The following is a 19,104-nucleotide window of genomic DNA, read 5'->3' on the forward strand; positions in this document are numbered from 1 at the left end:
GGCGGGGGGGGGGGGGGGGGGGGGGGGGGGGGGCGCGTCCCCGGCGCGGCGGGGGGGGCCCGCGGCGGCAAGGCCGCCAAGCGCGAGGCTGGCATCCGCCCCTGCGGCCAGGCCCATAAGGAGGATGAATCCCCCGGCGGACACAAGCAGGACGGTCCTGAGAGGTAAGGGCAGGGCCGGCCGGGCTTCGCCGGCGAGGGCGCCCGCGGTGAAGAGTGCCAGCAGCAGGCCAGCCGCCAGGATGGGCAGGGGTGCCTCCGGAAGCACTCCCCTGCCGCTGAAAGGCACGAGTTCTGTCAGGGCCAGCGGCAGGGCGCCGAGGGCAGCTGCTGCCGGATACAGCACTCCCGCCCGGCGGCAGCGGAGGAAGCCGGAGACGCCGACGGCGATCATCAGGAGCAGGAACGCGGCGACCACGTCCCGCTGCATCCGGTCCGCCACCAGCGCCGTGTATCCCACGGGTGCCAGGGACAGGAAGGCGAGGCTCGTCCACAGGGCAGCAGTGTGCAGGCCAACCCCTGCCAGCCGCGGTTCGAGAACTGTCCGCAGGATTTGGGCTGCGGCAAGGGCAGCCGCACCCGAGGCGAAGAGGCCGTGGACGTCCGCGCCGGCGTCGGCTGCCACCAGGACCGCGAGAACCGCGGTGAGCAGCTGAACGGCCAGGAGGTACCGTCCCCTGTTCGTGTGGTCCTTTCGTGCAGCCAGGTACGAGGAGTAGCCAAGGGCAGCGCCGACCAGCAGTTCGTAGCCGCGCAGCCCCAGCAGGCCTGTGCCGGTGACGCCGGCTCCTGCGAAGCCGGCCACGGCCAGTGCCTCCCAGCGCCCCGGCCGCAGCAGCAGCGACACCGCTGCATTAATGCCGAGCGCGGTCCAGAGGACGGCGATACCCCAGACGGCCTCCTGCTCGCCGGCCAGCCGGATCGCGGGGACTGCGAGCAGTGCGCCTGCTGCGGCCGCTATGACCAGTTCGGCAGAGTGCGGCAGCGCCCGGCTGTTCCGGATCCTGACGGCTGCGTCCAGCTGGGTCAGCATGAACACGGCAGCGGCGGCAAGGATCATGATGAGCAGTGTCACCGGTTCCGTGCGGCCGGACAGAACGTAGGCGAATGGAAGGAGCGTCTGCACAGCCAGCCCGCTCCAACGGACGGGTTCCGCAAGACCCAGGTCCCGTACCCGTGCATGGAACAGCGTCCTGAGAATGTGACCGGCCGCAGTGCCGATGGACATCACGGCGAAGAATGCGGCGCGGGAATCCGCGGCCCCATCGGCTGCAATGAGCGCGGCGAGGAGCGGGGCTAGGGCCTGTGCGGCGGCGAGGTACGCTCCGCGGAAACCTCCCGCCCGGTCGAACACCATCAGTACGCAGTAAGCGAGCGCTGCGGCGCAGAGGAACTCGTAGCCGCGCAGCCCCAGGACACCGGAGCCCAGTGCCGCCGCCGCGAGGAACCCGCCCGGGGCCTGGAGGGCGAGCGGTGTATGCCGGTGGCGTGCCGCCGTGAGGAGGTTGGCGGCAAGGGCGACCCACAGCGCTGCGGCGGCCAAAGGTCCCGCCGGGGACTCTGCGGCGCGAACTCCGGCACAAAGCAGCAGGACCAGTGCCGCCGCTGCCACCGGCGCCCGGTTCCATGCCGGGTCGGTTGCCGGCAGCAGGGATGCGGCGATCTGCGTCACCACTGCGCTGGCTCCTGCTATCAGGAGCAGGACAGTGCCGGTTTCCGCCTGGGCCTGGGATGCCAGCAGGAGATAGTAGGCCGGGGCCACGGCGGCCAGGGCGAGCAGGCTACCCCAGGTGAGCACCCGGACCAGCCCGAAGAAGTCCAGCCGCTTGCCGAGCAGGGTCCTGGCCAGGTGCTGGAGGGCCAGGGATACGGCCACCGTCACAAAGACGCCGTGCACCGTGAGCCGCAGGTCCGCTGCAATGAGCGCGGCCAGGACGCTGACAAGCGCCTGCCCCGCGGCCAGGTAGTATCCGCGGAGCGGACGCGGAGCGGCCCACACCGCCTGGACGGCGCTGTAGACCAGTGCCAAAGCGGCAAGTACTTCATATCCGCGCACGCCAAGCTCACCGGCACCAAGCAGGGCACCGGCGAGGAATCCCGCAGGAGCGTAAACGGCGGCCCATGCACGTCCCGCCCGCTGAAGCAGGAGCGACGACGCGGTATTCAACAGCACTGTGATCCAGATGACCGCGAGTATCAGGCCGGCCGACGGAGCCTCAACGGCGAGCGCAGCGGCGGACACGAGCGCGGCCGCTGCGGAGAGGCCATGGACTGTCTGCGGGTAGATTTCGGCTCTGCCGGTGATACCGAGCAGGACGGACCACACCTGGTTGAGCGCTGCGGCCAGGAAGGCCGCGGCGAGGGTCCAGGTCCAGGCACTTACAGGTGCGCGGGATTCCAGCAGGATGAAGACCGCCAGCGGCACAGCCGGGAGGGCAGCAGTCCGTGCTGCCAGTGTGAAGGCTGCACGGGTCCCTGCGTCGGCCCGCACCGCTCGCAGGACAAGGTAGCCGGTCAGCGTCACGAGCAGCAGCAGGACCGGCCACAGCGGCGCCTCGCTGGTCAGCACACAGGCCAGGACAGGAAGCAGCAGCGCTGCTGCGGCCAGCGGCTCAGCTGCGTTCCGGAGCTTCCAGGCAGCCGTGAAAAGCGTGAGCTGGACCAGGACCGCGGCGGCAGTAAACAGCCAGAGGTTCCCGGACCCTTCGTGCGCGTCCAGCGCGTAGACCGCGGCCGCGGCCGTGGCAGCGGCGAACTGCAGGGCAAGCACGCTCAGAAGGTCGCTGTGGAAGACCCGCACGGCCCCCGGTACGGCTGCCCGAAGGCCTGCCGAGGGCGGCTCATCCCTTGGTACGGCCTGGTCCGGTGCGAACATCAGGGCCGTAATTGCGAGGTAGCGGCGTGAACCGGCGCAAAGCGCGGCGGCCTGCACCCCGAGCAGGAAGACTGCTGCCAGCAGAGTCGCAGGCCAGCCGTCCAGTACGGTGTGAGCGAGCGCTGTGAGTCCAATCGTCGCTGACAGACGCGCTCCAAGACTGTGCGCCAGTGCCTGGGACCGTGGGCCCTGCCGGAACAGCACCAGGTAGTACGCGCCGAAGGCTAGGAAGAGGGCCGCTATGGAGGCCGTACCGAGCTCTGCCCAGCTAAGTACTGCTGCTGCTGCCGTCGCGGGCACCAGATAGCGGTGCGCCTGCACGAAAGCGTCCAGATAGATGTTCTGCAGCCAGGCCGGGCGCCGGATGGCAGCCAGGCTGACCAGTGTTGCGAGCAGCACGGTGAAGAGGAAAGCCCAGACGATGCCGGCCCGCAGGGACGCTCCCGAGGCCAGCGCCGTGGAAATGAGGAAGGTCAGCGCCAGATAGGTCACCACGCGGCTTTCCAGGCGTGCTGCGGCGTAGGCGAAGGCCACGCTTCCCACCGCTGACGTGACCAGCCAGGCCAGGGCCGCGTCCGGCAGGAGGAAGTTGTAGAGGGCGAGCCCCACCACGGGTATCAGCGCCAGACCGGTGCCCGTGAACGCGACAGCGGCAGGGCGCAGGGCCTCCCGCCGTGAGTGGACCAGCAGCCCGGAGGCGTAGAAGAGGATCGTCAGGGCCACAACGCCCGCGAACCGTGCCTGCTCCGGGATGGAAATACCGATAAACAGGGAGGCTGCGGCGACGAGCAGCAGGCTGCCGGCATAGAGAGTGATGTTGATGTTGCGCAGGTCCCGGCGGCGTTTCTCGCGGGCAAGGTCTGCTTCCGACTTCACCGGCTGCGGCGCATACAGCGACGGACGGACCGTGCCTGCTGCCGCGGGGGCATTCCCCCACGGGCGCGGCGTCCCGGCGGCTGCAGGCTGGACCGGGCGCTGTGGCTGCTGCCGGGGAGCCGGGGGATAGAAACCTGCGGGGTTCGGTGCGGGAACATGGGGAGCGGGAGGGCGGAAGGGTTGCGCGGAACCAGGGTCGGGCTGCGGACGGTCTTCCCGGACAGGCACGGCACCCGCTGTGCCGGCGGCCACACCACCGGCAGTACCGGCTGCGGCACCTGCGGCACCGGCAACACCACCGGCCGGAACGCCGGCTGCCCGACCCGCCAGCTCCGCGTCCCGGCGTCCCGCCTGATAACCCTCCTCGAAGATCTGTGCAGGATGAGGCAGGACTTTTCCGTATCCGTAGGCATTGCCGGAGGTGCGGCCCGAAGACCGCCGCGGAGTCAGACGGCCCACCGCAAATCCGGCTGCCGCAACGGCAACAAAAAAGAAAAACTCCCCCATGACCTGCTGCTTTCCGAAGACGCCAAAGACCTGCCCATCCTAATTGAGCCTTTCCTGCACCGCCGCGCACGTGTCGGGGGGTGTGGAGAAACACCGGTTCCCTGGGACGAATGGCCGCTCCCCCGGGCTGGGCCGCCCGCGCCCTGTTCCGGCCCCGCTGCGCAACTGGTAGCGTCACCTTCCGGGGTGGACGCCTGAACGAGGACAGCCGTTTGAAGGGCTCTGACGCCATGTACCTTTCGGTCCTGGGAACTGCACAGCGCATCTGCGGCGAAGCCCTGGTGCCCAACTCGAAATACCACGCACACAGGGCGCTGATCCTGGCCTCCCTGGCGCCGGGCACCAGCAGGATCACGGGCCTGACCGACGCCCGGCACGTGCACTACACAGTGGAAATGCTCCGGCGCCTCGGCACCCGGATCGAGATCGACGGCGGCACCTACGTGGTCCACGGCGGACCGTACCGGCCGGCGCGCCAGGACATCTCCGCCGGAAGTTCCGGCACCACCCTCTATTTCATGGTGGGACTGGCCGCCCTGGGCTCGCGGGATGTGACAGTCACGGGGCAGAAGTACTTCCAGCGGCGTCCGATCGGTCCGCTGCTTGCCGCGCTGCGCCAGATGGGGCTCGACGTCGACTCCCCCACGGACTGCCCGCCCATCAAAGTGCGGGCCAAGGCGCCCACCGGCGGCGAGGTACACATTGCCGGAACTCTCTCCCAGTGGATCTCGGGCCTGCTGCTCCTGGCTCCGTTCGCTTCCCGCCCCACCGCAGTGGTGGTGGACGGAACGCTGAACGAACGCACCTACCTGCACCTGACGGTGCAGATGATGCGCCGCTTCGGACTCCGGATCGACGTGTCCGAGGACTGGCACCGCTTCGAGGTCCCGCCCGGCCAGCAGGCTGTTCCCACCGATCTGCGGATACCGCCGGACCTTGGATCGGCGGCTTTCGGACTCGCCGCTGCGGCCCTGCACCCGGCTGACCTGCTCCTGCACGGGCTGCGGAGCGTGACGTCCGGGGACGCTGACCACCCGGAAGCGGATTTCCTGGACGTCGCCGCTTCCATGGGGCTGCCCATGAAGTACGACGCTGCACTGGACGCGGTCCGGGTCCGGCACGACGGGATATCCCTGCAACCGGCGGAAATCGACTGCCGCACCGTCCCGGATATGCTTCCCATCCTCTCCGTCATGGCTGCCTGCGCCGACGGCGAGAGCGTCTTCCGCAACGTCGCACACGTGCGCCTGAAGGAATCGGACCGGGTTGCCGCCATGCTGCAGCTGAATTCCATGGGAGCCGATGTCCGCATGAGCGGCAGCGACCTCCTCGTCCGCGGGCCGGCCCAATTGTCCGGTGCGGACCTCTCCTCGTTCAACGACCACCGGGTGCTGATGTCCCTGGCCGTCGCGGCCTCGGCCGCCGAAGGACTGTCCACACTGACCTATCCGAACGCCTACCGGATTTCCTACCCGGAGTTCCTTGAAGCAATGAACTCTTTCGGCCTGTCCATGCAGGTCCGGGACGGGAAGGTTGCAAGGCGGCCCGCACCCCTCAGCGCCCGTCCCCGCCGGTCCGGGACACCGGCCCCGGACATCGAGGCAGCTGCCCGTGTCACCGCCCCGGACTGGGTCCGCCGGTGGGCGGCCCAGCGTCCTGCCCGCACTGCCGTGGTGGACGGCCGCCCGCAGGGCACCGGACACCTGACCTGGGCCGAACTCGACGCCGGGGCAGACCGGATCGCCGCATTGCTGCTGGACCTGGGAGTGCGTGCCGGAGAACGGGTAGCCTTCCAGCTGCCCAACTGGAGCGAGTTCGTCCTCTTGACCGTGGCTGCCCTGCGGATCGGTGCGGTGGCAGCTCCCATCATGCCGATTTTCCGGGAACGGGAAGTCGCGTTCGCGCTGCACCGCTCCGGCGCCGCCGTCGTTGTTGTTCCCGAGGAGTTCCGCGGACGGCACTACGCCGCCGAGCTTTCCGGGATCCTCGCAGCCGGCAGCGACCCCGACTATCAGCTCGCGGTTCGGCACGTCCTGGTCATCGGAGCCGCCGCCCCTCCCCTGCCGGTGAGGGAACGGGGCGTGAGGTGGCACGGCTGGGAACAGGAGCTGGCCGAAACCCCCGTGGACCGCGAACGCATAGACGCAGCCGCCCCGGGTGCCCAGGCACCGGCCCAGCTCCTGTTTACCTCGGGAACCACCGGAGAGCCCAAAGGTGTCCTGCACCGGCACGCTACCCTCTCCCGGGCCGCGGCAATGCAGGCTCACCAGCTGGGACTCAGCGGCAGTGACGCCATCTTCGTGCCCTCTCCCCTGGCCCACCAGACCGGTTTCCTTTACGGCATGTGGCTCTCCTTTGTCCTCGGAGCTCCGCAGATCCTGCAGTCCGTCTGGGACCCGGTCCGGGCCCTGAACATGCTGCGCGGCTGGCAGGGCACCTTCGTGCAGGCCGCCACCCCGTTCCTGGATGACCTGGTCAAAGCCGTGGAGGCCGGTTCTCCCGCGCCCCGGAGCCTGCGGATCTTCGTCAACACAGGTGCTGCCGTTCCGCGCCACCTTTCCGAGCGGGCCACCAGGGTGCTGGACGCCGCGGTGTGCGGGGCTTTCGGAACCACCGAGACCTGCCTGGGTGCCGTTTCCACCCCGGGAGACGATCCGGCGCTCGTCTGGGGAACTGACGGGCAGCTGCTGCCCGGGGTCCGGGCGCGGATCGTCAGCGACGACAGCCTCCCGCTGCCCGCAGGAACGGAAGGGAACTTTGAACTGCTCAGTCCCACGTTGTTCGAGGGCTACCTGGACCGTCCGGACCTCACCAAGGAGGCGTTCACGGACGATGGCTGGTACCGCACCGGTGACCTGGCGACGCTGGACGACGCCGGTTACCTCCGGATCACCGGACGCGTCAGGGACGTGATCAACCGCGGCGGGGAGAAGATCCCGGTGGCGGAGATCGAACAGCTGCTCTACCGGCACCCGCAGGTCGATGACGTCGCACTGGCTGCCATGCCGGATCCCCGGCTGGGCGAACGGGCGTGCGCCTTTGTGGTTCCCGCCGGAACCCCGCCCACGCTGCACGAACTCACGGATTACCTGGACCAGTGCCGGGTCGCAAAGCATTATTGGCCGGAGCAGCTTGAACTGCTTAGCGAGATTCCCCGCAACCCCGTGGGGAAGGTACAAAAATTCCTGCTGCGAGATCTGGCGCGGCAACTGGCCGGGAATGCCCGGACCGCAGATGACAGGAGCCCCTCGTGAACACCAGCGGCACCAAGACCAGCACCGTTACCTCCGACGGGCGGGGCAGCTCGGTACCGGAAGCCGATTTCCAGGCGCTGCTTGCCAGGGTTACCGGCTGGGTCCAGGGCCCGGGTGAGGAGTGGTCCGGAAGAATCGAAGCCACGGGGACTGTCCCGGACGACCTCTGGAAAGAACTGCGCGGCGAAGGCTTCCTCTCCCTCGCTGCTCCCCGGGATCTGGGCGGCGCGGGCCTGAGTTTCGTGCAGTGGATGGGACTCATGGAAGTCTTCTCCCGCTCCCATGCTTCGGTGCGGATGATCGTCCATGTCCTGAACGGGACCTGGAGGGCCATGAATCCTTTTGCCGATGAGGCCCAGCGGCAGCGGTTCGTGGTCCCGGCCGTCGCTGGCGAGACCGTCGTCGCCTTTACCCTGACGGAGCCCGCGAACGGCAGCGGAGCCGACATCACCTCCTCTGTCCGCAGGGACGGGGACATCTATTACCTCAGCGGACGCAAACACCTCATTACCTTTGGCGTCCGCTGCGACTACTGGCTGCTTTTTGCCCGGTTGGAGGGCAGCACCGGCCGGAACGGAACTGTGGCGCTCCTGGTGGACCGCAATACCGCGGGCGTCCAGGTGGAGGACACCTCGGCGACCATGGGAGTCCGGGGCACCGACCATGCTTCCCTGACCTTCACCGACGCACCGGTGCCGGTAGGGAACCGGCTCGGCGCCGAAGGGGAAGGACTGGCCGTTGCCCTGGGCGGGTTCCTGACTCCTAGCCGGATTTCGGTGGCGATGAGCTGCGTTGGCCTGGCGCAGCGTGCCCAGGAGCTGGCCGTGGACTATGCACGGCAGCGCACCACTTTCGGCAAACCCCTGGCGTCCCGCCAGGCCATCGCCTTCTCACTGGCGGAAAACGCCGCCGACATCGCAGCGGCCAAGGCCCTGACGCTCACCGCCGCAGCAGCCTGGCAGGCGGCGGAACCCACCGCCGCTGCCCTCTCCTCCATGGCGAAGCTGACCGCAGTGGACATGCTGGGACGGGTCACGGACAAGGCCCTGCAGGTTCACGGCGGCATCGGCTACTGGCAGACCCAGCCGATTGAACGCGTGTACCGCGACGCCCGAGCCCAGCGCTTCGAAGAGGGCACGAATGAGATCCAGAAGACCGTGATCGCCCGGGACCTCCTCGGCGGAGCAGCGGGGTAGGCACCTGCCATGCCGGATGACCCCCGCCCCGGATTCCGGCAGTTCCCGCATGTCTTCGCACCCGGCAGGATCGGAACGCTGGAGGTGCCGCACCGGATCATCATGGGCTCCATGCACCTGAACTTTGAGCAGGATCCGCTCGCACTCGCCGCCTTCTACACGGAGCGGGCAGCCGGCGGGGCCGCGCTGATCGTCACCGGAGGCGCTGCCATTAACAGGGAAGGTTCAGGCGGCCGGACATACCTGGTGGCGGGCGAGGCGCCTTTCCGCGAAGCTGCCGCCGCAGCGCTGGAAGCGGTGCACGACGCCGGAGCGAAACTGGCGCTCCAGCTTTTCCATGCCGGTCGCTATGCCTTCGAAAGCACCTACGGCCTGCAGCCGGCCGCCCCGTCCGCGGTCTGGTCCGCCTATTCCAAGGCCATGCCGGCGGCTATGGACGAGGCACATATCCACCGAACGCTGGCCGATTTCGCCGCTGCCGCCGGGCAGGCGAAGGAGCTGGGCTTCGACGCCGTGGAGATCATGGGGTCCGAGGGCTATCTGGTGAACCAGTTCGCGTCGGCCGCCACGAACCGGCGCAATGATGCCTGGGGCGGGGACGCCCCGCGCCGGCAGGCCTTTCCGCTGGCGGTCCTCGCTGCAGTCCGCGGGGCCGTGGGCGGCGGATTCCCGGTCGTCTTCCGCTTGTCCGGGGATGACCTGGTCGACGGCGCCGGTCCTCCCGAGGAATATGTGTCGCTGGCCGGAGCCCTGGCCACGGGAGGCGCAGATGCCCTGAACGTCGGCATCGGATGGCATGAATCCCGGATCCCGACCGTGCAGGCACTGGTCCCCCACGGTACCTGGCTGCCGGTGGCGGCCCGTATCCGCCGGCACCTCATGGGTACCGGGCATGCCGTGCCTGTGATCGGTTCCAACCGAATTAACTCGGTGGCGCAGGCGGAGGCGGCGCTGGCGGACGGCATGGTCGATTTCGTGTCGATGGCCCGCCCTCTGCTGGCTGATCCCCGCATCATTGCCAAGTCGGCCGCTGGAAGGCCGGACCTGGTGAACACCTGCATCGCCTGCAACGAGGCCTGTATCGACCGGTCGCTCGGAACAGAGCCGGTCTCCTGCCTGGTCAACCCGCGCGCCGGACGTGAACGTGCCTTCCCGTTGTTCTCTCCGCCACGGACCAGGAGCGCCGGTGCGGCGCGTGCCGCAGTAGCCGGCGCCGGTCCGGCGGGCCTGCAGGCAGCGGCTACCCTGGCGGAAGCCGGCATCCACGTAGACCTCTTCGAATCCGCACCCGGACTCGGGGGACAGTTCCGGCTGGCCTGCCGGGTGCCCGGCAAAACAGATTTCGCCGAGACCATTCGCTACTTTTCCCGCGAACTTCCCCGGTTGGGGGTCGAGGTCCACACAGATATCCGGGCCGGTGCGGAGGTGCTCTCCGGCTACAGCCATGTCATCGACGCCACGGGAGTCCTCCCCCGGACCATCCGCCTGCCGGGCACCGAGCACCTGCCGGTTTATGACTACCATGCAGCCTTCGCCAGGGCCGCCGCCCTCCCCCGCAGGCTCGCCGTCGTCGGGGCCGGGGGCATCGCCGTCGACCTCGCCCACCTGCTCGCGGAGCACCGCTTCCGGCAGATCACCCTGCTGCGCCGGGGCAGCCGCATCGGAGAGGGGATTGGACCTTCCACCAGATGGGCCGTGCTGCAGGCGCTGCGCGCTGCCGGCGTCACCATGCTGACCGGCGTCAGCTACCAGGAAGTGACATCCCGGGGACTGGTCATTACGGGCTCCGAGGGGCAGGACGAACTCGTTCCGGCGGAAGCCGTCATTGTCGCCGCAGGGCAGGTCGAAAACAGCTCCCTGTCGCGTGAACTGGCCGCAGCCGGCATAGCGCACACGAGCGTCGGCGGGGCAGCCTCAGCCGCAGGGCTCAACGCCGTGCGGGCCTTCGCCGAGGGACTGGCGTGCGGCACGGCCCTGGCCGCGGAGCTGGCCGGAGAACGCAAAAGGGCCCCGCTGCCGTAGCAGCGGGGCCCTTTCAAGCTGAACCAAACGGTCCGAGCGTCAGTAGATCAAATTACTTGATGATCTTGGTGACGCGGCCGGATCCAACGGTGCGGCCGCCTTCGCGGATAGCGAAGCCGAGGCCCTCTTCCATTGCGATCGGCTGGATCAGTTCAACGGTCATTTCGGTGTTGTCACCGGGCATAACCATTTCCGTACCCTCGGGCAGGGTGATGACACCCGTGACGTCGGTGGTGCGGAAGTAGAACTGCGGGCGGTAGTTCGAGTAGAACGGGTTGTGGCGGCCGCCTTCATCCTTGGACAGGATGTAGACGTTGGCCTCGAAGTCGGTGTGCGGGGTGATGGAACCCGGCTTGACGACAACCTGGCCGCGCTCTACGTCTTCGCGCTTGATGCCGCGGAGCAGCAGGCCACAGTTCTCGCCGGCCCATGCTTCGTCGAGCTGCTTGTGGAACATCTCGATACCGGTCACCGTGGTCTTCTGGACCGGGCGGATGCCGACGATCTCGACCTCGGAGTTGATGGCGAGGGTACCGCGCTCGGCGCGGCCCGTAACAACGGTTCCACGACCGGTGATCGTGAAGACGTCCTCGATCGGCATCAGGAACGGCTTGTCCTTGTCGCGGATCGGGTCCGGAACGTTGTTGTCAACGGCTTCCATCAGCTCTTCGACGGAAGCAACCCACTTGGGATCGCCTTCCAGAGCCTTGAGGCCCGAAACGCGGACGACGGGAGCGTTGTCGCCGTCGAATTCCTGGGAGCTCAGCAGTTCGCGAACTTCCATTTCCACGAGGTCGAGCAGTTCTTCGTCATCAACCATGTCGGACTTGTTCAGTGCGACCAGCAGGTAGGGAACACCAACCTGGCGGGCGAGCAGAACGTGCTCGCGGGTCTGAGCCATCGGGCCGTCAGTAGCGGCAACCACGAGGATTGCGCCGTCCATCTGAGCTGCGCCGGTGATCATGTTCTTGATGTAGTCAGCGTGGCCGGGGGCGTCAACGTGTGCGTAGTGACGCTTCTCGGTCTGGTACTCGATGTGCGAGATGTTGATGGTGATACCGCGCTGGCGCTCTTCAGGTGCAGAGTCGATAGCAGCGAAATCGCGCTTTTCGTTCAGATCAGGGTACTTGTCAGCAAGCACCTTCGAAATGGCAGCGGTCAACGTCGTCTTTCCATGGTCAACGTGACCAATGGTGCCGATGTTGACGTGCGGCTTAGTCCGCTCGAACTTTGCCTTCGCCACGGGTTCCTCCTAGAAAGGTTAGAAGACTTCAATCACCAGCCGCGCTTCTCGCAACTGATCCGATCCAAGTCTACTTGGGGCTGTTTATTTGATGAAATTGCCTTGTGCCGCGGTCCTTGGCAGGTTCCGCTCAGTCTGGCCGCGCAGCCTGGGTCTTCAGGATGGAAATCCTTCAGACCCGGGCCGCGCACAGCCGGTGTTCCGATAAAACCGGAACACCGGCCAGGGTCTTACTCGCCGCGCGTCTTCTGGATGATCTCGTCGGCTACTGCCTTCGGGACCTCTGCGTAGCTGTTGAACTGCATCGAGTAAACGGCGCGGCCCTGGGTCTTGGACCGCAGGTCGCCGATGTACCCGAACATGCCGGACAGCGGAACGAGGGCACGAATGACCTTCACGCCGCTGGCGTCTTCCATCGACTGCATCTGCCCGCGGCGCGAGTTGATGTCACCGATGACTTCACCCATGTATTCCTCAGGGGTGCGGACTTCGACATCCATGATCGGTTCCAGAAGAACCGGGCTGGCCATCCGCGCAGCTTCCTTGAAAGCCTGGCGGCCGGCGATCTTGAACGCCATTTCGGAGGAGTCAACATCGTGGTAAGCGCCGTCAATAAGCGTTGCCTTGATGCCAACCACCGGGTAGCCGGCGAGGATACCGTCGGTAAGGGCGCTCTGGATGCCCTGGTCGACGGAGGGAATGTACTCGCGCGGAACACGGCCACCGGTGACCTTGTTGTCGAACTCGTACAGCGCACCTTCGGCAGTATCCAGCGGCTCGATGGCAATCTGGATCTTTGCGAACTGGCCGGAGCCACCCGTCTGCTTCTTGTGCGTGTAGTCGTAGCGCTCGACCGTACGGCGAATGGTCTCGCGGTAGGCAACCTGGGGCTTGCCCACGTTGGCCTCAACCTTGAACTCGCGGCGCATGCGGTCCACCAGGATGTCCAGGTGAAGCTCGCCCATGCCGGCGATGATCGTCTGGCCGGTGTCTTCGTCGAGGGAGACCTGGAAGGTCGGATCCTCTTCGGAGAGCTTCTGGATGGCCGTGGAGAGCTTCTCCTGGTCACCCTTGGTCTTCGGCTCGATGGCCACGGAGATAACGGGCTCCGGGAAGCTCATCGATTCCAGCACGATCGGGTTCTGAAGGTCGCACAGGGTGTCGCCCGTGGTCGTATCCTTCAGGCCGATAGCCGCGTAGATGTGGCCGGTGGTGATTTCATCCACCGGGTTCTCCTTGTTGGCGTGCATCTGGAAGAGCTTTCCGATGCGCTCCTTCTTCTGCTTGGTCGAGTTCATGACCTGGGCACCGGAAGCAGCCTTGCCGGAGTAAACGCGGATGTAGGTCAGACGACCGAAGAACGGGTGCGTCACAACCTTGAATGCCAGTGCCGAGAACGGCGCATCGGCATCAGCGGCACGCTCGAGGACAACCTCTTCGTCGCGGATGTCGTGACCCTTGATGTTCGGGACATCGAGGGGGCTGGGCAGGTAGGCGACAACAGCGTCAAGCATCGGCTGGACGCCGCGGTTCTTGAACGCGGAGCCGCACAGCACCGGGTAGATCTCGGAGTTGACGGTCATCTTGCGGATGCCGGCCTTCAGTTCCTCAACGGTGAGCTCTTCACCTTCGAGGTACTTGTCCATCAGCTCATCGCTGGCTTCAGCCACAGTCTCCACGAGCTTCGCGCGGTACTCTTCGGCCTTTTCCTGCAGGTCTGCGGGGATCGGCTCAACTTCGTACTTTGCGCCCATGGTGACGTCACCCTTGGCATCGCCGCGCCAGGTGAGGGCACGCATTTCGATGAGGTCAACGACGCCTTCGAATTCGCTTTCGGAGCCGATCGGCAGCTGGAGGACCAGCGGCTTGGCACCGAGGCGGTTGATGATCGTGTCTACGGTGAAGTAGAAGTCAGCGCCCAGCTTGTCCATCTTGTTGACGAAGCAGATACGCGGAACGTTGTACTTGTCGGCCTGGCGCCAAACAGTCTCGGACTGCGGCTCCACGCCTTCCTTGCCGTCGAAGACAGCAACGGCGCCGTCGAGCACGCGCAGGGAACGCTCAACTTCGACAGTGAAGTCAACGTGACCCGGCGTGTCGATGATGTTGATCTGGTTGTTGTCCCAGTAGCACGTGGTAGCTGCGGAGGTAATGGTGATACCCCGCTCCTGCTCCTGTGCCATCCAGTCCATGGTCGAGGCGCCGTCGTGCGTCTCGCCAATCTTGTGGTTGACACCGGTGTAGAACAGGATGCGCTCGGTAGTAGTGGTCTTGCCGGCATCAATGTGCGCCATGATGCCGATGTTGCGGACCTTGTTGAGGTCGGTAAGCACGTCCAGTGCCACGGTTACTCCCTAGTTTTGGTTCTGGCCCCGCCGGTCATCAATTCGGCCTTCGGCCCCGAGGCCCGCCGGAGCGGGCCGCAGGGCCTGGGCTGAAAAGATATGGGTGGTGCTAATTACCAGCGGTAGTGGGCGAAGGCCTTGTTGGACTCGGCCATCTTGTGGGTGTCTTCGCGACGCTTCACAGCAGCACCAAGACCATTGGAGGCGTCCAGGATTTCGTTGCGCAGGCGCTCGGTCATCGTCTTTTCGCGGCGGGCCTTGGAGTAGCCAACGAGCCAGCGCAGCGCCAGGGCGGTTGCACGGCCCGGCTTGACCTCAACCGGCACCTGGTAGGTTGCGCCGCCGACGCGGCGGGACTTGACCTCAAGGCTCGGCTTGATGTTGTCCATTGCCTTCTTCAGGGCAGCGACCGGATCCTGTCCGGACTTTTCCTGGGCTCCGGCGAGTGCACCGTAAACAATGCGCTCGGCGGTGGACTTCTTGCCGTCAACGAGGACCTTGTTGATCAGCTGCGTGACGAGCGGGGAGCCGTAAACGGGATCGACTGCGAGCGGCCGCTTGGGGGCCGGACCCTTGCGGGGCATATTACTTCTTCTCCATCTTCGCGCCGTAGCGGCTGCGAGCCTGCTTGCGGTTCTTGACACCCTGGGTGTCCAGTGCGCCGCGAACGATCTTGTAACGGACACCGGGCAGGTCCTTAACACGACCACCGCGAACGAGCACGATGGAGTGTTCCTGCAGGTTGTGGCCTACACCGGGGATGTAAGCGGTAACTTCCACGCCGCCGTTGAGGCGGACACGGGCTACCTTGCGCAGAGCCGAGTTCGGCTTCTTCGGGGTGGTGGTGTAGACACGGGTGCAGACACCACGGCGCATCGGGCTGCCCTTAAGGGCAGGAGCCTTGGTCTTGGAGACCTTGGGTGAGCGGCCCTTGCGGACCAGCTGCTGAATCGTAGGCACTTATCAGTTCTCCGTTTATCTCGAGAAAAATTCTCTGGTTTGCTGTCGCCCGGCCGCCGCTGTCAGGCAGTCCGCGGGCGAGGCTTTTCAAAGTTGTTGCCGCAGCACCCCCGAGACGTTCCGTTGATCCGAAGCGACCGTAGGCGTGCAAAAGTGTGGCATTCGTTGCACAAGAACCCTGCAACCCGGAAACAGGCCCCCACCCGCACTTCGGAGTTGAACCCGGAGAACATGCGAGCGGCCTTCATCCACTGCCACACAAACAATTGTTAATAGTCTAGCAGACTTCCCCGTCCGCCTTAACCGCGCGCATCCGGCCGACGAAACCGCCTGCCAGGCGAGGGATACCCGAGGTCAGCTCCTGGCCGCGAGGGCCTGGGTGATCTTGCGGGATGCCTCCTGCAGATGCGGCAGCACTGAAGCCGCTGCTTCCTCCAGTGTAGGCCCGTCCAGGCCCAGCGTCGCCTGCATTGAGGTATTCAGTGCAGCGGCAACTTCGCCGGCAGGGCTGAAGATCGGCACCGCCACCGACCGCAGGCCGCGCTCCAGCTCCTGGTCCACTACGGCCCACCCCTGCTCCCGGACCCGCTGCACTTCGGCGCGAAGCTCAGCTTCGGTAGTCAGGGTCCGTTCAGTCAGGGGCCGAAGTTCGACCTCCGCCAGGTACGCGTCCAGCCGTTCCTGCGGCAGGCCGGCCAGCAGCACCCTCCCCATCGACGTCGCGTAGGCGGGGAACCGGGTTCCGACTGCGATGCCCACGGTCATTAGGCGGCGGGTATGGATCCGTGCCACGTACACGATTTCGTTGCCGTCCAGGATGGAGGCCGACGTCGATTCATGGATTTCACGTGACAGGTCTTCCAGCAGCGGCTGGGCCAGCTGCGGCAGGGTCTGGCCTGAAAGGTAGGAATACCCCAGCTGCAGCACCAGCGCCGTGAGTTCGAAGTTGCGTCCGTCGGTGCGGACGTAGCCAAGTTCCACCAGGGTCAGCAGGAACCTGCGGGCGGTAGCCCGGGTGAGTCCGGTGCGGCGGGAGACATCGCTGAGCGTCATCTGTACGTTCTCGGCGTCGAACGCCCGGATCACGGACAAGCCACGGGCCAGTGACTGGACGTACTGGTCACTGGCCGCGATCGTTTCGCTCATGGGTCCCCCGTTGCTGTTTTAGGCTGCGCCGGCAGACGGCGCAATAAGCGGTACGTCCACCTTGGCGGCCAGCTCCTCGAAGCTGATTCCGTAGGTTTCGCGAACATGGACGCCGTCCTCCTTCAGGAGGAATACCGCTTCATTAGTGTAGACGCGGGTAACGCATCCAACACCGGTCAGAGGGTAGGAGCATTCGGCAACCAGCTTGCTGACCCCTTCGCGGGTGAACAGCGACATCATGACGTACACGTCCTTGGCACCCGTAGCCAGGTCCATGGCACCGCCAACGGCAGGAATCGCGTCCGGTGCTCCGGTGTGCCAGTTCGCCAGGTCACCCGTGGCGGAAACCTGGAAAGCACCGAGGACGCACACGTCCAGGTGTCCGCCGCGCATGATGGCGAATGAATCGGCGTGGTGGAAGTAAGAAGCGCCGGGCAGCTCGGTCACGGGGATCTTGCCGGCGTTGATCAAGTCGCCGTCGATCTCATCTCCCTGTGCTTCCGGACCCATGCCCAGCATGCCGTTCTCGGTGTGCAGTGTGACGGCCTGTTCCGGCTTGAGGTAATTCGAAACCAGCGTGGGCTGTCCAATACCCAGGTTCACAAAGGAACCGGGTGCAATGTCCCCGGCAACCAGTTCAGCCAGCTGGTAGCGGTCCAGTTTTTCGCTCACGGTGGTGTTCACTGCCTTTTCGCTCATGCTGCTGCCGGTGCTTTCTCGCGGGATACCTGGACCAGGGAGTTGACGTAGATCCCCGGCGTCACGACGACCTCGGGATCGATCTGGCCGATGTCCACGATCTCGCGGACCTGGACAATGGCGTTCTTCGCTGCCGCAGCCATGATCGGACCGAAGTTCCGGGCAGTCTTGCGGTAGACCAGGTTGCCGGCACGGTCAGCCTTCAGCGCCTTCACGAGCGCGAAGTCAGCGTGCAGCGGTGTCTCGAAGACATAGCCGCGGCCGTCAATCATGCGGGTTTCCTTGCCATCGGCCAGCGGGGTGCCGTAGGCGGTGGGGGTAAAGAATCCGCCGATGCCGGCACCTGCGGCACGAATGCGCTCGGCAAGGTTGCCCTGCGGCACCAGTTCGAGTTCGATTTCCCCGGCGCGGTACTTGGCGTCGAAGATCTGCGAATCGGACTGGCGGGGGAACGAGCAGATGATCTTCTTGACCCGCCCGGCACCGATCAGGGCGGCAAGGCCCTCTTCGCCGTTGCCTGCGTTGTTGTTGACGACCGTCAGATCCTTGGCACCCTGGCGCAGCAGTGCCTCGATGAGTTCCACGGGCTGGCCGGCCTTGCCGAACCCGCCAATCATGACAGTTGCTCCGTCATGGATCGGCGCGACGGCTGCGTCGGCGTCCTGCAGTATGTTCAGCACGGTTCTCCCTGGTTAGGCTTTGGTGTTTTCGAGTACGACGGCGAGGCCCTGGCCGACGCCGATGCAGATGGCGGCGACGCCCCAGCGTTCGCCGGAGGCCTCCAGGCGGCGGGCGAGGGTGCCCAGGATCCGGGTGCCGGACGCGCCCAGCGGATGCCCGATTGAAACGGCGCCGCCCCACGCGTTGACGATCGCCGGGTCGATGTCCCAGGCGTCCATGCACGCCAGGGACTGGGCGGCGAAGGCTTCGTTGAGCTCGACGGCGGCAACATCGCCCCAGCTAATGCCGGCACGCTTCAGCGCGTTATTGGCAGCTTCGACCGGTGCGTAGCCGAAGAACTGCGGTTCATTTGCTGCGGCGCCGCGGCCGGCGATCCGGGCCAGGGGCTCCATGCCCAGGATTTCCGAGGCTGCGTCGCTGCCGATCCAGGCGGCGGAGGCGCCGTCGTTCAGCGGAGAAGCGTTGCCCGCGGTCACCGTGCCGCCGGAGGGTGAGTCCGACGCCGGGCGGAAGACAGTCTTCAGGGTCGCCAGTTTTTCCACGGTGGAGCCGGCGCGGATGCTCTCATCCCGGGCCAGGTCCACACCGTCGACCCGGACGGTGAGGTTGTCGTAGCGTCCTTCGTCCCAAGCCTGGGCGGCGCGCTCGTGGGAGGCTGCGGCGAAGGCATCCTGGCGTTCGCGGGTAATGCCGTACTTTTCCCGGAGCTGTTCCGTGGCTTCCCCGAGCGACACGGTCCATTCCTTCGGCATTTCCGGGTTGACCAGGCGCCAGCCGAGGGTGGTCGAGGCCAGGGTCTGGTCACCGGCGGGGTACGGCTTTTCGTTCTTCGGCAGGACCCAGGGCGCGCGGCTCATGGATTCGACGCCGCCCACCAGCATCAGGTCGGCTTCTCCGGTGTTGATCTGCCGGGACGCGATCATTGCCGCGTCCAGGGATGATCCGCACAGGCGGTTCACGGTAGTACCGGGAATCGAGACGGGAAGGCCGGAAAGCAGCGTGGCCATGCGTGCCACGTTGCGGTTCTCTTCACCGGCGCCGTTCGCGTTGCCGAAAACGACTTCGTCAATTCGTTCCGGGTCAAGCCCGGGTGCCCTCGAGACGGCTGCGCGGATCACCTGTGCTGCGAGGTCGTCGGGCCGCACGGAAGCCAGAGCTCCGCCGAAGCGGCCGAACGGGGTCCGGACTGCGTCGTAAATGTAGGCCTGGTTCACCATGGCTCCTTTGACTGGCTGCACCGCGGCGCGGCGGTGAGCGTGTGTTCGTTCACCGAACATTCGTACAAGATGCGAATTTATCCC

At 66.1% G+C, this 19,104-nt stretch carries 11 protein-coding genes and 1 pseudogene; 3 read left to right on the forward strand and 9 right to left on the reverse strand.

What is annotated here, in order from left to right; genetic code table 11:
• Window positions 1–4,257, reverse strand: a pseudogene (locus TVB01_RS07835) (hypothetical protein); the annotation flags it as partial.
• 212 nt (window positions 4,258–4,469) lie between these two features.
• On the opposite strand from TVB01_RS07835, the gene aroA reads away from it, so the two are divergent.
• Genes aroA through TVB01_RS07850 form a run of 3 tightly spaced genes read left to right on the forward strand, consistent with a single transcriptional unit; the run spans window position 4,470 to window position 10,729 of the window.
• On the forward strand, window positions 4,470–7,511 hold the full coding sequence (gene aroA, locus TVB01_RS07840; RefSeq protein WP_422455346.1) for a 3-phosphoshikimate 1-carboxyvinyltransferase: 3,042 nt from the start codon (window positions 4,470–4,472) through the stop codon (window positions 7,509–7,511).
• A complete protein-coding gene (locus TVB01_RS07845) occupies window positions 7,508–8,707 on the forward strand; it encodes an acyl-CoA dehydrogenase family protein (protein WP_422455347.1) in 1,200 nt (399 codons plus the stop codon). Before aroA ends, TVB01_RS07845 begins: the two co-directional genes overlap by 4 nt.
• 9 nt (window positions 8,708–8,716) lie before the next feature.
• Complete coding sequence (locus tag TVB01_RS07850; RefSeq protein ID WP_422455348.1) at window positions 8,717–10,729, forward strand: FAD-dependent oxidoreductase; 2,013 nt, start codon at window positions 8,717–8,719, stop codon at window positions 10,727–10,729.
• Window positions 10,730–10,781: 52 nt separating this feature from the next.
• Here TVB01_RS07850 and tuf read toward each other — a convergent pair whose 3' ends face one another.
• From tuf to TVB01_RS07890, 8 genes are all read right to left on the reverse strand, one after another.
• A complete protein-coding gene (gene tuf, locus TVB01_RS07855) occupies window positions 10,782–11,972 on the reverse strand; it encodes an elongation factor Tu (RefSeq protein ID WP_104052739.1) in 1,191 nt (396 codons plus the stop codon).
• A 230-nt stretch (window positions 11,973–12,202) separates the two neighbouring features.
• On the reverse strand, window positions 12,203–14,317 hold the full coding sequence (fusA, locus tag TVB01_RS07860) for an elongation factor G (protein ID WP_422455349.1): 2,115 nt from the start codon (window positions 14,315–14,317) through the stop codon (window positions 12,203–12,205).
• A gap of 113 nt (window positions 14,318–14,430) precedes the next feature.
• Entirely contained in the window at window positions 14,431–14,901 is a 471-nt protein-coding gene (gene rpsG, locus TVB01_RS07865) for a 30S ribosomal protein S7 (RefSeq protein ID WP_422455350.1), read from the reverse strand.
• A gap of 1 nt (window position 14,902) precedes the next feature.
• Window positions 14,903–15,277 (reverse strand): 30S ribosomal protein S12, encoded by a 375-nt coding sequence (rpsL, locus tag TVB01_RS07870; protein WP_055239341.1) that lies wholly within the window; start codon window positions 15,275–15,277, stop codon window positions 14,903–14,905.
• A 354-nt stretch (window positions 15,278–15,631) separates the two neighbouring features.
• Window positions 15,632–16,423 (reverse strand): IclR family transcriptional regulator domain-containing protein, encoded by a 792-nt coding sequence (locus TVB01_RS07875; protein WP_422455351.1) that lies wholly within the window; start codon window positions 16,421–16,423, stop codon window positions 15,632–15,634.
• Between the two features lie 18 nt (window positions 16,424–16,441).
• Window positions 16,442–17,122 (reverse strand): 3-oxoacid CoA-transferase subunit B, encoded by a 681-nt coding sequence (locus TVB01_RS07880; protein WP_422455352.1) that lies wholly within the window; start codon window positions 17,120–17,122, stop codon window positions 16,442–16,444.
• On the reverse strand, window positions 17,119–17,802 hold the full coding sequence (locus tag TVB01_RS07885; RefSeq protein WP_422455353.1) for a 3-oxoacid CoA-transferase subunit A: 684 nt from the start codon (window positions 17,800–17,802) through the stop codon (window positions 17,119–17,121). The genes TVB01_RS07880 and TVB01_RS07885 overlap by 4 nt, the downstream gene beginning before the upstream one ends.
• A gap of 12 nt (window positions 17,803–17,814) precedes the next feature.
• Window positions 17,815–19,017 (reverse strand): thiolase family protein, encoded by a 1,203-nt coding sequence (locus TVB01_RS07890; protein ID WP_422455413.1) that lies wholly within the window; start codon window positions 19,015–19,017, stop codon window positions 17,815–17,817.
• Between the last annotated feature and the right edge of the window lie 87 nt (window positions 19,018–19,104).

This window comes from Arthrobacter sp. 7Tela_A1 (assembly GCF_049311065.1).
GTDB lineage: Bacteria > Actinomycetota > Actinomycetes > Actinomycetales > Micrococcaceae > Arthrobacter_B.